Below are 14,495 nucleotides of genomic sequence, written 5' to 3' on the forward strand. Positions count from 1 at the left end.
CATGTCGCCACCAAATGCCGGATCTTGATATCGGGGTGCATTTTGCTCATGACCCGAGCAAAACCGGTCCGAGTGTCCACGATGTCCTGAGACACACTGTCCACGATGTCTTGAGACAGAAACGTCCATTAAGTCATGAGACTCCACAGCCGTTCCCAGACTTCGGGAACGGCCATATCTGATAGCGCAACTATTGGGAGCGGAACTGCTCTAGCCGTCGAAGCCGTCGTCCCCGGCCGGCTGGGTGCCGTGGCCGTGCTGGTCCGAGGTCACCGGGTGCTGGTCCTCCAGCGGTGATTCGGGCGCCAGCAGGGCGCGGAGGTCGTCCTCGGCGGCGATCGTGGTGACAAAGAACAGTTCGTCGCCGCCGTCGATCACGTCGTCGCGGCTCGGCGTGATGGGCGCCTGGTCCCGCAGGATCGCGACGAGGGTGGCGTCCTCGGGCCACTGGACATCGCCCACGGTCAGCCCGATCACATGCGAGTCGTGCGGGACCGTGAACTCCACCAGTGAGGACACYCCGGTCTGCAGTGTCAGCAGCCGCACCAGGTCGCCGATCTCCACCGCCTCCTCCACCAGGGCGGTCATCAGCTGCGGGGTGTTGACCGCGACGTCGACGCCCCAGGAGTCGTCGAACATCCAGTCGTTCTTGGGGTTGTTGACCCGGCCTACGGTACGCCCGACACCGAATTCCGTCTTGGCCAGCAGCGAGACCACCAGGTTGACCTTGTCGTCACCGGTGGCGGAAACCACGACGTCGGCGTCCTCGAGTTTGGCGTCCTGCAGCGTGCTCAGCTCGCAGGCATCACCGACCAGCCAGTGGGCTCCGCGCAGCCCGCTCCGGCCGATGACCTCCGGCTTCTCGTCGATCAGCAGGATTTCGTGCTTATGGGCCAACAACTCGCGGGCGATCGAGGACCCGACGCTTCCGGCACCGACGATGACGACTTTCACTCAGGACTCCTTGGCGGGGGATTTGGCGAGAATGTGGCCGATCTCGGAGCTCCGGTCCACGTTCAGCATGGCGTGGACAGTGTCGCCGTCCTGATAAGACGTGGCGGCAGCGGGCAGCATGCCCTCACCGAACCGGGTCAGATACGCGATCCGGATGCCGGCCGCCTTCTCGATCGAGGAGATCGGGTGCCCGATCCAGTCGGGGTTGAGGTCAACCTCCGCGAGCACCAGCCGGCCCGAGGGCTCCCGGAAGTCACCGGCGATGTGCTGTTCGGGCAGGATGCGTCGCAGTACCTGGTCGGCGCTCCAGCGGACCGCGGCGACCGTGGGAATGCCGAGGCGCTGGTAGATTTCGGCGCGGCCCGGGTCATAGATCCTGGCCACCACATGGGGCACGTGGAAGGTCTCCCGCGCCACCCGGGTGGCGAGGATGTTGGAGTTGTCGCCGCTGGAAACCGCCGCGAAGGCATAGGCTTCCTCGACGCCGGCGCGCTTCATCGTCTCGCGGTCAAACCCGACCCCCGTGACCTTCCGTCCGGAAAATCCTGTGCGGAGCCGCCGGAAGGCGCGGTCGTCCTGGTCGATGATGGCCACCGAATGCCCGGCGTCCTCGAGCGTGTGTGCCAGGGTTGCCCCGACACGGCCACAACCCATGATCACGAAGTGCGCCACATGGGCCTCCTCTTGGTTCTGCGTCTGATACTGCGTAAAACTCTACCGGCCACGCGGTCCCGGAAGGCCACGGGCACGGGGCGCCGGCCGGCGCCCTTGCGCACGCCGGCTTCGCCGTCATGACATCGCGTCCGAATCAGACTAGCTTTGTGTGGTGCTGACAATTTTCAATGCCGTGAAGCGGGTGCTGGTAGGCAAGCCCTTCCGGAACGACCGTCTGGCCCACACGCTCTTGCCGAAGCGGATCGCGCTGCCCATTTTCGCCTCGGATGCATTGTCCTCCGTGGCCTATGCCCCTGACGAAATCCTCCTGACCCTGGCCATCGCCGGCGTGAGCGCTGTCGCCGTCGCCCCGTGGGTGGGCCTTGCCGTCATGGTGGTGCTCCTGACCGTGGTGGCCTCCTACCGCCAGAACGTCCACGCCTACCCCTCCGGCGGCGGCGACTACGAGATCGCCAACGTCAACCTCGGCAAGTTCGCCGGCCTCACCGTGGCCTCGGCGCTGCTGGTCGACTATGTGCTGACCGTGGCCGTGTCCATGTCCTCGGCCGCGACGTACCTGACCACCGCCGTGCCCTCGCTGCACGGACAGCAGGCGGCGATTGCCACGATCGGCGTCATCATCCTGGCCCTGGTGAACCTGCGCGGCATCAAAGAGGCGGGCAGTGTCTTCGCCGTCCCGACCTACATCTTCATGGCCTCCATCCTGGGCATGACCGCCGTCGGGATCTTCCAGGCCGCGACAGGCCAGCTGGGGCAGGCACCGTCGGCGGCGTTCGAGATTGTGCCGGAGCCGGGCTTCGATGAGGGACTTGTCGGCCTGGCCGGCGCGTTCCTGCTGCTGCGTGCCTTCTCCTCCGGCGCGGCGGCGCTGACCGGCGTCGAGGCCATCAGCAAGGGTGTGCCCAACTTCCAGAAGCCCAAGAGCAAGAACGCGGCCACCACACTGCTCCTGCTCGGCGTGATTGCCTCCGCCATGCTGGCGGGCATCATCTACCTGGCCAACGCCACCAAGGTGCACATCGTGCTGGACCCGGCGACGGAATTCCTGCTGAACGGCAAACCGCTGGAAGAGGGCTACATCCAGAACCCGGCCATCAGCCAGATCGCGCAGACAGTTTTCGGCGAGGGGTCCATCCCGTTCTACATCGTGGTGGCCGCCACCGGCGTCATCCTCGTGTTCGCCTCCAACACGGCGTTCAATGGTTTTCCGGTGCTCGGCTCGATCCTGGCACAGGACGGCTACCTGCCGCGCCAGCTGCGGACCCGTGGCGACCGGCTGGCCTTCAGCAACGGTGTCCTGGCCCTGGCGGCCGGCGCCCTGGTGCTGATCATCGCCTTCAACGCCGACGTCACAAAGCTCATCCAGCTCTACATCGTGGGCGTCTTCATCTCCTTCACGATGAGCCAGCTGGGCATGATCCGGCACTGGGGACGGGAGCTGAAGCTTTCCAAGGAACCTGCCGTGCGGTTGCGCATCATCAAGTCCCGGACCATAAACACGGTGGGCTTTTGCATGACCGCCCTGGTCTTGGTGATCGTCCTGATCACCAAGTTCTCGCAGGGCGCCTGGATCGCGCTGCTGGCCATGTTCGTGCTGTTCCTGATCATGTGGAGCATCCGGGCGCATTATGACAACGTGGCCAAGGAACTCGCCGTGGACGAGGACTCCTCGCCGCGCGCGCTGCCCACCCGGGTGCACGCCGYGCTGCTCGTCTCGCACGTGCGCAAGCCGGTGTTGCGCGCCCTCGCCTACGCCCGGGCCTCCCGCCCGTCGCGGCTGGACGCCATTACCGTGGACATCAGCTCCGAGGAGACCGAGGCGACTGTTGCGGACTGGGAGAAGCTCGAAATCCCTGTGCCGCTGACCGTCCTTGCCAGCCCGTTCCGCGAAACGGTGACTCCGATCATGGACTACATAAAGAGCATGCGCCGGGATTCGCCGCGCGACCTGATCGTGGTCTACATCCCGGAGTACGTCGTGGGCAAATGGTGGGAGCAACTGGTCCACAACCAGACCGCGCTGCGCATCAAAACCCGGCTGCACTTCGAGCCCGGGGTCATGGTGTGCAGTGTGCCGTGGCAGCTGAAATCGTCCGAAGAAGCCAAGAAACTGCAGGATATCCAATGACCCCCGACACCCGGACGCMCACCCACACCGAGACCCGCACCGAGCTGACGCTCGACGTCGGACCCGTCGCCCACGGCGGCCACTGTGTGGCCCGGCACGAGGGACGCGTCATCTTCGTCCGGCACGGGATTCCCGGCGAAAAGGTCCGCGTCCGGCTCACCGACGACGGCCCGGCCGCGAAATTCTGGCGCGCCGATGTGGTGGAGGTCCTGGAGGCCTCCCCGGACCGGGTGCCGCACTTCTGGGATCTCGCCGATTCCGCGCGCTCCTGGTCGCACCGGCACCCGCCCGTCGGCGGCGCCGAACTCGGCCACATCTCCCTGGCGCGCCAGCGCAGCCTCAAGGCCGAGGTCCTGGCCGAACAACTCAAGYGGCTGGCCGGCGTCGAACTTGCGCCGGCGGAGCAGATCACAGTCGAGGCCGTCGGCGAGGCGGCAGGCGCCGGCGCAGGCGCGCCGGAGGATGCCGGCAGCGCGGGGGAGTCCGCCGCGTCCGGCCTGGGCTGGCGCACGCGCGCCGGCTTCGCCGTGACACAGGCCGGCAAGCTCGGCATGCACGCCCACCGCTCCGATGCCATCCTGCCCGTGCGCGAGATGCCGCTGGCCGTGGACGGAATCAACGCGCTCCGGCTCTGGGACATCGACCTGCAGGGCATCGACCGGATCGAGGTTGCCGCCCCGGCGAACGGCTCCCGGCCGCTGGTGCTGCTGGTGCCAGCCCCGGGAACCCGGTCCAAGCGGCTCAGCGGCATCCTGGCCCAGCTGCCCGACGACGTCTCGGTCGCCAGCCTGGACCCGGCCACCGGCGAGGTGCTGCAGTTGCGCGGCCGCACCTACGTCCAGGAGTCGGCCGCGGGCCACGAGTACCGGGTTACCGGCGACGGCTTCTGGCAGATCCACCGGGATGCCCCGGAGACACTCGTCGGCGCCGTCACCGGCTTCCTGCACGACGGCGGCTACCTCGCGCCGGGCTCGGTGGTGGCGGACCTGTACGCCGGGGCCGGGCTGTTCACGGCACCGCTGGCTGATGCCGTGGGCGTGACCGGATCCGTTCTCTCGGTCGAGGGAGCACCCGGAACCAGCCGCGATGCACGCAAGAACCTGCACGACGCCGCCCAGGTCGAGATCGTCCAGGGCCGTGTGGAGCGCGTGCTGCGGCAGAAACCGCGCAACTTCGACGCCCTGATCCTGGACCCGCCACGCGCAGGTGCCGGTAAGGCGGTAGTCAAACAGCTGATCGACGCCGGTCCCCGGGCTGTCGCCTACGTCTCCTGCGATCCGGCCTCGTTCGCCCGCGACCTGGGCTATTTCCGGCAGGGCGGCTGGGGCCTGGCCGGGCTGCGTGCCTTCGACCTGTACCCGCACACCCACCACATGGAGACTGTGGCGTTGCTGACTCCTCAACCGTGATGCCACTAGGATGGGCGTAGTAGTCCGTCGTCGCGCTCCATCACCGCTGCTTTTAATTTGACTGGTGTTGATGTAACGGCCGTTCCCTGCGTTTCTTACCTGCATTGCGTACCACGTTGTACTGATGCCTGTATTAGTTAGGCCGCCCTAACTAGCAAGGGTCCTGCGGCGCGACAAAGATGAAACTGTTGCGAGAGGAGTCCTGCGAATGAGCATTGTGGACAGTTTCGGTTCAAAAGGCAAACTTAATGTAGCCGGAACCGAATATGAAATTTTCCGGTTGAACTCCGTCGAAGGTGCAGAGAACCTTCCGTTCAGCCTCAAGGTATTGCTTGAAAACCTGTTGAGGACCGAGGACGGTGCCAACATCACGGCCGACCACGTCCGTGCGCTGGCAGGCTGGGATCCCAGCGCCGAGCCCGACACCGAGATCCAGTTCACGCCGGCGCGTGTGATCATGCAGGACTTCACCGGCGTGCCCTGCGTCGTTGACCTCGCCACCATGCGTGAGGCCGTCAAGGAGCTCGGCGGCGACCCGAAGCGGGTCAACCCCTTGGCGCCGGCCGAAATGGTCATTGACCACTCGGTCCAGATTGACGCCTTCGGCAACTCCGGCGCACTGGAGCGCAACATGGAGATCGAATACCAGCGCAACGGTGAGCGTTACCAGTTCCTGCGCTGGGGCCAGACTGCATTTGACGACTTCAAGGTCGTCCCGCCGGGCACCGGCATTGTGCACCAGGTCAACATCGAGTACCTGGCCCGCACCGTTATGACCCGTGAAGTCGACGGCGTTGTCCGCGCTTACCCGGACACCTGCGTCGGCACTGACTCGCACACCACCATGGTCAACGGCCTGGGCGTGCTGGGCTGGGGCGTTGGCGGCATCGAGGCCGAGGCTGCCATGCTCGGCCAGCCCGTGTCCATGCTCATCCCGCGCGTCGTGGGCTTCAAGCTCACCGGCTCCATCCCGGCCGGCGCCACCGCCACCGACGTCGTCCTGACCATCACCGAGCAGCTGCGCAAGCACGGTGTGGTCGGCAAGTTCGTCGAGTTCTACGGTGAAGGCGTCGCGGCTGTGCCGCTGGCCAACCGTGCAACGATCGGCAACATGAGCCCGGAGTTCGGCTCCACCGCCGCGATGTTCCCGATCGACGACGTCACCCTCGACTACCTGCGCCTCACCGGCCGGTCCGACGAGAACGTCGCCCTCGTGGAGTCCTACGCGAAGGAACAGGGCCTCTGGCACGATCCCTCCCGCGAGATCAAGTTCTCCGAGTACCTCGAGCTGGACCTGTCGACGGTTGTTCCGTCGATCTCCGGCCCGAAGCGCCCGCAGGACCGCATCATCCTCACCGAGTCCAAGGCCCAGTTCCGCGAGGACCTGCGCAACTACGTGAAGGAAGACCTGGCCGGCGGAAGCCTGGACGAAGCGATCGACGAAAGCTTCCCGGCTTCGGACTCGCCCTCGTTCACCGCCTCAGCGTCGCACCTGAGTGACGTGGCCCCGCACGCGCATGGCCCGAAGTCCAACGGCCGCCCGTCCAACACGGTCAGCGTCAAGACCGCGGACGGACGCGAGTTCGAGCTGGACCACGGCGCAGTGTCGATCGCCTCGATCACCTCCTGCACCAACACGTCCAACCCGTCCGTGATGCTGGCCGCCGCACTGCTGGCCCGCAACGCCGTCGACAAGGGCCTGACGTCCAAGCCGTGGGTCAAGACCTCCGTGGCTCCCGGCTCCAAGGTAGTCACCGACTACTACAACAAGTCGGGCCTGACCCCTTACCTGGAGAAGCTCGGCTTCTACATCGTGGGCTACGGCTGCGCCACCTGCATCGGCAACTCCGGTCCGCTCGACGCCGAGATCTCCGAGGCCATCCAGGCCAACGATCTCTCCGTCACCGCCGTGCTGTCCGGCAACCGCAACTTCGAAGGCCGGATCAACCCGGACGTAAAGATGAACTACCTGGCCTCCCCGCCGCTGGTCATCGCCTACGCCCTTGCCGGCACCATGGACTTCGACTTCGACAACGACGCCCTGGGCCAGGACGAGGCCGGCAACGACGTCTTCCTGAAGGACATCTGGCCGAACCCGGTCGAGGTCCAGCAGGTCATCGATTCCTCGATCGACAAGGAAATGTTTGCCCGCGGCTACGAAGGCGTCTTTGAGGGTGACGATCGCTGGAAGGCGCTCGACACCCCCGCCGGCGACACCTTCGCCTGGGACGAGAAGTCCACGTACGTCCGTAAGCCCCCGTACTTCGAGGGYATGAAGGCCCAGCCGGAGCCGGTCCAGGACATCACCGGTGCGCGCGTGCTGCTCAAGCTCGGCGACTCCGTCACCACGGACCACATCTCCCCGGCCGGTTCCTTCAAGTCGGACACCCCGGCCGGCCAGTACCTGCTGGCCAACGGTGTGGAGCGCAAGGACTTCAACTCCTACGGCTCACGCCGTGGCAACCACGAGGTCATGATCCGCGGCACGTTCGCGAACATCCGCATCAAGAACCAGCTCCTTGACGGCGTGGAGGGCGGCTTCACGCGCGACTTCACCCAGGCCGACGGCCCGCAGGCCTACGTCTACGACGCCGCACAGAACTACCAGGCTGCCGGCACCGCGCTGGTGGTCCTGGCAGGCAAGGAGTACGGCTCGGGTTCGTCCCGTGACTGGGCCGCCAAGGGCACCGCGCTCCTGGGCGTCAAGGCTGTCGTTGCCGAGAGCTACGAGCGCATCCACCGCTCCAACCTGATCGGCATGGGTGTCCTCCCGCTGCAGTACCCGGCCGGCCAGAACGCCGCCAGCCTGGGCCTGACCGGTACGGAAACCTACGCAGTTGAGGGCGTCACCGCCCTGAACGACGGCACCACGCCGAAGACCCTCAAGGTCACGGCCACCGCTGGAGACGGTTCCGTCACGTCCTTCGACGCCGTGCTGCGCATCGATACCCCGGGCGAGGCGGACTACTACCGCAACGGCGGCATCCTGCAGTACGTCCTGCGCCAGATCTCCGCGCACTAGCGGAGCTGCCGGGCACGCTCCGGTAACGCATGCAAAGGCCCCGGCCGGTCACTGACCGGCCGGGGCCTTTGCGTTCCCGGTTTCGGCCGCGGGTGCTGGATCTGGAGCGGGGGAGCGGAGAGCGTGAAGCGTGCAGGGCACCGGTGCTGGCCTCCGGCGCGGCGGCCCGCCCGGAGGCGTTAGAGTTAAAAGGCATGTCTACCACCCGAAGGAGGGGCCGTTGGGAATCTTGGACACCATCCGGAATCCGCAGGACCTGAGTAAGTTGTCCGGGGCGCAGCTGGATCAGCTGGCAGCCGAGGTCAGGGATTTCCTGATCGGCAACGTCTCCCGGACGGGAGGGCACCTGGGCCCGAACCTCGGCGTCGTCGAGCTCACCATCGCGGTGCACCGGATCTTCGATTCCCCCCGCGACAGCATTGTCTTCGACACAGGGCACCAGTCCTACGTGCACAAGCTCCTCACCGGACGGCAGGATTTCAGCACGCTCCGCCAGCAGGGCGGCATGTCCGGCTACCCGGACCGTGGCGAATCCGAGCACGACATCGTCGAAAGCTCGCACGCGTCCTCCTCGCTGTCCTGGGCCGACGGTATCTCGCGCGCCCGGCAGCTGACCGGCGACGGCGACCGCTTCGTCGTCGCGGTGGTGGGCGACGGCGCCCTGACCGGCGGCATGGCCTGGGAGGCGATCAACAACATCGCGGCGGACAAGAAACGCCGTGTCGTGATTGTGGTCAACGACAACGGCCGCTCGTACGCCCCGACGGTCGGCGGGTTCGCCGACTACCTGGCGTCCCTTCGCCCCACCATCGATTCCCTCCGGGCCGCCCCCTCCTATGAAGGCACGCTCGAGTGGTGGAAGCGCAAACTGCAGAAGGGCGGCCCCGCGGGGCAGTTCACGTACAAGAGCCTGCATGCCATGAAGAAGGGCATCAAGGACTGGTGGGCCCCGCAGGGCATGTTCGAGGACCTCGGCATGAAGTACATCGGTCCCGTCGACGGCCACGACCTCCAGGCCTTGGAAAACGCCCTGTCCACCGCCAAGAACTATGCCGGCCCCGTGATCGTGCACGCCATGACGGAAAAGGGCCACGGCTACGCCCCGGCCCGCGCCCATGAAGCGGACCAGTTCCATGCCGTGGGGATCATCGATCCGGAGACCGGCGCACCCACCGAAGCCGGTGGCGCGAAGTCCTGGACCGCGGTGTTCGCCGACGAGATCGCCGACATCGCCGACGAGCGCCAGGACATCGTCGGGATTACTGGTGCCATGCTGATTCCGGTCGGGCTGCACAAGTTCGCCGCCCGGCACCCGGAGCGCGTGTTCGACGTCGGCATCGCCGAGCAGCACGCCCTCACCTCGGCTGCCGGCATGGCGTTCGGGGGACTGCACCCGGTGGTCGCGGTCTACGCGACGTTCCTGAACCGCGCCTTCGACCAGCTGCTGATGGATGTCGCCCTGCACAAAGCCGGCGTCACGATCGTGCTGGACCGGGCCGGCGTCACCGGACCCGACGGCGCAAGCCATCACGGCATGTGGGACATGGCCATGGTCCAGATCGTCCCCGGGCTGCACCTCGCGGCGCCGCGCGACGCCACCCGGCTGCGGGAGGAACTGCGCGAGGCTGTGGCCATTGAAGACGCCCCGAGCGTGCTCCGCTACTCCAAGGGCAACGTCGGCCCCGAAGTCGATGCGGTCGAACGCCTGGAGGACGGCGTGGACGTGCTGGCCCGCCGGCCCGCGGGCTCGAGCGAGAACGACGTCCTGATCGTCAGCGTGGGCGCCATGTCAGAACTCGCGCTGGACGTCTCCGGCCGGCTCGGTGCCCAGGGCATCAGCTCCACGGTGGTGGATCCCCGCTGGGTCCTCCCGGTCCGGCAGTCCATCATCGATCTCGCCGCGCGCCACCGCCTGGTCATTTGCATTGAGGACGGTGTGCGGGCCGGCGGCGTCGGCTCCCGGATCCGCCAGGAGATGCGTACCGCGGGCGTGGACACTGCCCTCAACGAGGTCGGCCTGCCGGTCGAGTTCCTCGATCACGGCACGCGCAGCCAGGTGCTCGAACGCGTGGGCTTGACCGCCCAGCAGATCACGCACGACGTCGTCGCCCAGGTCCTGGGCACCAAGGTGCCGTTTGCGCGCCCCTTGCCCGGCCAGGAACACCCCAGCACCGGCAGCATCCCGCAGCTGTAGCCAGCACATCCGTTGAGCACTACCCGTGGGCGCCACTGAATCCGGCGCCGGACGGCCCAGGAAGGAACTGGCATATGAGTGGAATTATCAGAGTTTACAAGCGCGACGAAGAGGGCACCCTGCACTTCAGGGAGGCCTGGTTTGATGAGGACTACAGGCAGTTCGTGATGAACCACGGCGTCGTCGGACACCAGAGCAAGACGGACGAGACGGACGTCGCGGACGCGGAGGCCGCGGAGCGCCTCATGGACGCCTTCGCGGCGCAGTGCGCCGAGGACGGCTACGCCGAAATTCCGGCGGAGGAACAGTCCTGGGTTGTGGCCCAGTACGCGCTGAAGACCAAAGAGGGGACCAGCCGCGACCGGTACCTCGAGGAAAAAGCCAAAGACGCCCTGATCAGCCATCTGGCCTGGCGGGGCCTGGGGATCGTGGACCGCAGCGAATTTTCCGACGCCCGGCTCAACATCTTCTGCCTCACCCCGGACGTGAATAAGACGGTCAACGCCATCAAGGTCTGCGTCCGCGGCGAAGACCTCGACTTCACCAAACTGAGCATTGGCGCCGCGCCGTTTGGCGAGGATACTTTCAAGCTCAAGCACTCGCCGAAGCCGGCAAACGGCTTCACGCTGTAGGCAGCACGGGCAAGGAGCCGGGCACGGCTCACACCAGTTTGGGGGCACGGACTGAAAGGCAACGCAATGACGCGCAAACCCTCGAAACCAGGCTGCACCCCGCTGCCCGCGGGACTCGCGGCGCCGGCGCGAAAGTCGCTCGCGCACGCGGGGGTCGAGACCCTCGAACACCTCGTGCAGCTTGGCCGGCGCCGGCTTGCCGGGATGCCGGGCGTCTGCCCTCGCACCCTCGCGCAGCTCCAGGACGCCATGGACGAGCACGGGCTGAAGCTGCCGGCAGGGTAGCGGGGTCCCGCTTCTCCGCCGCCCGCGGCGGCCTGGCCGGGGCACCCGCCGGGGCGATATAGGCTAAAACCATGACTGAATACCGCCGYSTTGGAAAWTCCGGRCTGWCCGTYTCTGTCGTGGGACTTGGCTGCAACAACCTGGGCCGGTCCGGGACCGTGACCGAATCGCAGGAAGGCACCGACGCCGTCGTGCATGCGGCGCTCGACGCCGGGATCACCTTCTTTGACGTCGCGGACGCCTACGGCCGCGAGCCCGGCCTCAGCGAGTCAATGCTCGGCAAGGCCCTCGGTTCCCGCCGCGACGATGCGGTCATCGGCACGAAGTTCGGCATGGACATGCGCGGCGCCAACGGCGAGGACTTTGGTGCGCGCGGATCCCGCCGCTACATCATCAAGGCGGCGGAGGCCTCGCTGCGCCGGCTCGGCACGGACTGGATCGACCTCTACCAGTTCCACACCCCGGACCCGCTCACGCCCATCGACGAGACGCTCTCGGCCCTCGATGACCTCGTCACCAGCGGCAAGGTCCGCTACATCGGCCACTCCAACCGGGCCGGCTGGCAGATCGCCGAGGCTGAGTACGTGGCACGCGCCCGCGGGGGAGCCCGCTTCATCTCCAGCCAGAACCACTACAACCTGCTGGATCGGCGCGCCGAACTCGAGGTGACCCCGGCGGCCGAGGCCTACGGCCTGGGCGTCCTGCCGTACTTCCCGCTCGCCAACGGCCTGCTGACCGGCAAATACTCCGCCGGCCGGGCCCCCGAGGGAAGCCGGCTCAGCCACACCCGCACCAACCTGGTCCACGACGCCGACTGGGAACAGCTGGGTGCCTTCGGCAAGTTCGCCGCCGACCGCGGGCTCAACGAAGTCCAGGTGGCCTTCTCCTGGCTGGCCGCCCAGCCGTCCGTCAGCAGCGTCATCGCCGGCGCCACCACGCCGGAGCAGGTGCGCCAGAACGCCGCCGCCGTGGCCTGGAAACCCAGCCACGCGGACCTCGCCGAGCTGGACGACCTCTTCCCGCGCACGCCCAAGGTGGCGCTGTTCTGAACGGTCCAGGTCTGAACGGTCCAGGTCTGAACACTGATTGTCTGAACAGTGCGGGTCTGAACAGTGCTGCAAGCGCCGGGGCGGCGGTACCTGTCGTGACGCATTCGATCCTGATGGACGTCGACACCGGGATCGACGACGCCCTGGCCCTGGTCTACCTGCTGTCCCGGCCCGAGGTCCACGTCCAGGCGATCACGTGCACCGCCGGGAACGTCGGGGCCCGGCAGGTGGCGCTGAACAACCTGGCCCTGCTGGAGCTCTGCGGCCGCGAGGGCATCGAGGTGGCCATCGGCGCCGAGGTCCCGCTGGAGATCCCGCTGGTCACCACCGAGGAGACCCACGGGCCGCAGGGCATCGGCTATGCCGAGCTGCCGCCGCCGCGCCAGCAGATCTCGGCGCGGCACGCCGTCGACGTCTGGGTCGAGGAGGTGCGGGCGCACCCGGGGGAGCTCACCGGCCTGATCACCGGACCGCTGACCAACTTCGCCCTGGCCCTGCGCCGGGAACCGGAACTTCCCCGGCTGCTCAAGGGACTTGTGATCATGGGCGGCAGCTTCTACTACCAGGGCAACACCACCCCTACGGCCGAATGGAACACCTCGGTGGATCCGCATGCCGCCAAGGAGGTGTTTGCCGCCTACCGGGGCCTGCCCGAGGACAAACTGCCGATCTTGTGTGCCCTGGAAATGACCGAGCGGATCGAGATGCACCCGGAGCACCTGCGCCGACTTGGCGAGGCCGCCGGTGCACCGGAGCCCGAACTCGTCCTCCCGGAGCAGTCCGAAGGCCAGCGGAGCCAGTCCGGGAACCCCCTCGTCGCTTGCCTGTCCGACGCCCTGCGCTTCTACATGGAATTTCACCGCCTCTATGACCAAGGCTATGTGGCGCACGTGCACGACGCCTTCGCGGCCTGCGCTGCAGCGGGGCGCACACCGTTCGCTACCCGGCTGGCCACGGTCGACGTCGAAACGGATTCGCCCCTGCTGATCGGCACCACGGTGGCCGATTTCCGCGGGCTGTGGGGGTTGGCGCCGAACGTCAGGATCGTCTCTGACAACAACCCCGGGCAGTGCTTCGACGAACTGATTTCCTCGATCGGCGCCCTTGCGCGCGCGGTGGGCCCCCGGGCGCCGGTGGCCTGAAACCGGACAGTACGGCTGGGCCAATGCGGGGAGTGCCCGGACGGGTCTGCAGATCGCTAGAATGGTCGCCGCTCGCTAGGATGGTAGCTGCGCCGAGGTGACATGAGGCGGAACTTGTTGTACCCAGCCAAAGGAACACCCCTCATGTCACAGCCAGCCCTCACCATCATTGCCCCTGGACAGGCGGCCGGCCGCAGGCGCCGCCTGCTCGAAATCGCCGGCGCCGCCGCGATCGCCGCCACCTACATCTTCCTGGTGCTGACCCAGCCCGCTGACATTGCCAACGGCCCGGCCAGCTTCTCGGCCCTCGTTGCCCTCGGCGGCTTCCTGCTCGGCGCTGTGCTGCTGATTGTGGCCGTCCTGCCGGCGCTGCCCACCTCCACCGTGGTCCTCATCCCGGTGGCGCTGGTCCTGAACGTGGTCCTCGGACAGCTGATGGGCAGCACGGGCCTGCCGTTCTACATTGACGCGATCGGCACCGTCCTGATCGCCGTCCTCGCCGGACCCGCAGCGGGTGCCGCCACGGGCGCGCTGAGCAGCATCGTCTGGTCCTTCTTCAACCCCACCGTTCTGCCGTTCGCCGCCGGTGCCGCCCTGATCGGATTCCTCGCCGGCATGGCCGCGCGCGGCGGGCTGTTCCGCCGCTTCTACCTCGCCCCCGTCGCCGGCTTCGTCACCGGCATCCTGGCCGGCGTCGTCTCCGCCCCGATCGCCGCGTTCGTCTTTGGCGGCACGTCAGGGCTGGGTACCGGGGCGATCGTCAGCGCCTTCCGCGYCATGGGGGACACCCTCCTGGCCGCCATCACCAAGCAGGCACTGATTTCCGACCCCATGGACAAGGCGATCGTTTTCACCATCGCGGCGCTGCTCGCCTACGCGCTGCCCCGCCGCGCCACCTTCCAGTTCCCCTTCGTGCGGCGCTACCGGGTACTCGCCGGCAAGGCCCCGGCAGCGCCGGACGCCTGAGCCCCGCTGCGGCTGGGACACCCCGCCCCTGCGACACTG

At 67.2% G+C, this 14,495-nt stretch carries 11 protein-coding genes; 9 read left to right on the forward strand and 2 right to left on the reverse strand.

Translation table 11 applies throughout. The annotated features are described in order from the left end of the window. Positions 1-210 precede the first annotated feature (210 nt). Both AC1DHX_RS11540 and AC1DHX_RS11545 read right to left on the reverse strand, forming a co-directional pair. Complete coding sequence (locus AC1DHX_RS11540; protein WP_018772421.1) at positions 211-954, reverse strand: potassium channel family protein; 744 nt, start codon at positions 952-954, stop codon at positions 211-213. After that, entirely contained in the window at positions 955-1,626 is a 672-nt protein-coding gene (locus AC1DHX_RS11545) for a potassium channel family protein (RefSeq protein WP_079553719.1), read from the reverse strand. 154 nt (positions 1,627-1,780) lie between these two features. Between AC1DHX_RS11545 and AC1DHX_RS11550 the strand changes: the two genes are divergently transcribed. From AC1DHX_RS11550 to AC1DHX_RS11590, 9 genes are all read left to right on the forward strand, one after another. Next, positions 1,781-3,757 (forward strand): APC family permease, encoded by a 1,977-nt coding sequence (locus tag AC1DHX_RS11550; protein WP_476900048.1) that lies wholly within the window; start codon positions 1,781-1,783, stop codon positions 3,755-3,757. After that, positions 3,754-5,166 (forward strand): class I SAM-dependent RNA methyltransferase, encoded by a 1,413-nt coding sequence (locus AC1DHX_RS11555; RefSeq protein WP_476900049.1) that lies wholly within the window; start codon positions 3,754-3,756, stop codon positions 5,164-5,166. The genes AC1DHX_RS11550 and AC1DHX_RS11555 overlap by 4 nt, the downstream gene beginning before the upstream one ends. A gap of 208 nt (positions 5,167-5,374) precedes the next feature. Next, positions 5,375-8,188 carry an aconitate hydratase gene (locus AC1DHX_RS11560; RefSeq protein ID WP_476860242.1) on the forward strand — a complete coding sequence of 938 codons (2,814 nt, stop codon included), beginning with the start codon at positions 5,375-5,377 and terminating at the stop codon, positions 8,186-8,188. A gap of 220 nt (positions 8,189-8,408) precedes the next feature. After that, positions 8,409-10,382 carry a 1-deoxy-D-xylulose-5-phosphate synthase gene (dxs, locus tag AC1DHX_RS11565; protein ID WP_476860243.1) on the forward strand — a complete coding sequence of 658 codons (1,974 nt, stop codon included), beginning with the start codon at positions 8,409-8,411 and terminating at the stop codon, positions 10,380-10,382. A 74-nt stretch (positions 10,383-10,456) separates the two neighbouring features. Continuing rightward, on the forward strand, positions 10,457-11,014 hold the full coding sequence (locus AC1DHX_RS11570) for a hypothetical protein (RefSeq protein WP_476851493.1): 558 nt from the start codon (positions 10,457-10,459) through the stop codon (positions 11,012-11,014). 66 nt (positions 11,015-11,080) lie between these two features. Continuing rightward, entirely contained in the window at positions 11,081-11,299 is a 219-nt protein-coding gene (locus AC1DHX_RS11575; protein ID WP_026537002.1) for a helix-hairpin-helix domain-containing protein, read from the forward strand. Between the two features lie 71 nt (positions 11,300-11,370). Beyond that, positions 11,371-12,348, forward strand: a complete 978-nt coding sequence (locus tag AC1DHX_RS11580; RefSeq protein WP_476900050.1) for an aldo/keto reductase — start codon at positions 11,371-11,373, stop codon at positions 12,346-12,348. A gap of 113 nt (positions 12,349-12,461) precedes the next feature. Further along, positions 12,462-13,490, forward strand: a complete 1,029-nt coding sequence (locus tag AC1DHX_RS11585) for a nucleoside hydrolase (RefSeq protein ID WP_230009738.1) — start codon at positions 12,462-12,464, stop codon at positions 13,488-13,490. A gap of 144 nt (positions 13,491-13,634) precedes the next feature. Then, entirely contained in the window at positions 13,635-14,456 is an 822-nt protein-coding gene (locus AC1DHX_RS11590; protein WP_476900051.1) for an ECF transporter S component, read from the forward strand. Positions 14,457-14,495 lie beyond the last annotated feature (39 nt).

The sequence above is a fragment of the Arthrobacter sp. 05N33_2 genome (genome assembly GCF_056397425.1).

Coding starts and splice junctions, on each gene's coding strand:
- AC1DHX_RS11575 (WP_026537002.1), top strand. CDS start 11,081: ATGACGCGCAAACCCTCGAAACCAGGCTGCACCCCGCTGCCCGCGGGA.
- AC1DHX_RS11585 (WP_230009738.1), top strand. CDS start 12,462: ATGGACGTCGACACCGGGATCGACGACGCCCTGGCCCTGGTCTACCTG.
- AC1DHX_RS11570 (WP_476851493.1), top strand. CDS start 10,457: ATGAGTGGAATTATCAGAGTTTACAAGCGCGACGAAGAGGGCACCCTG.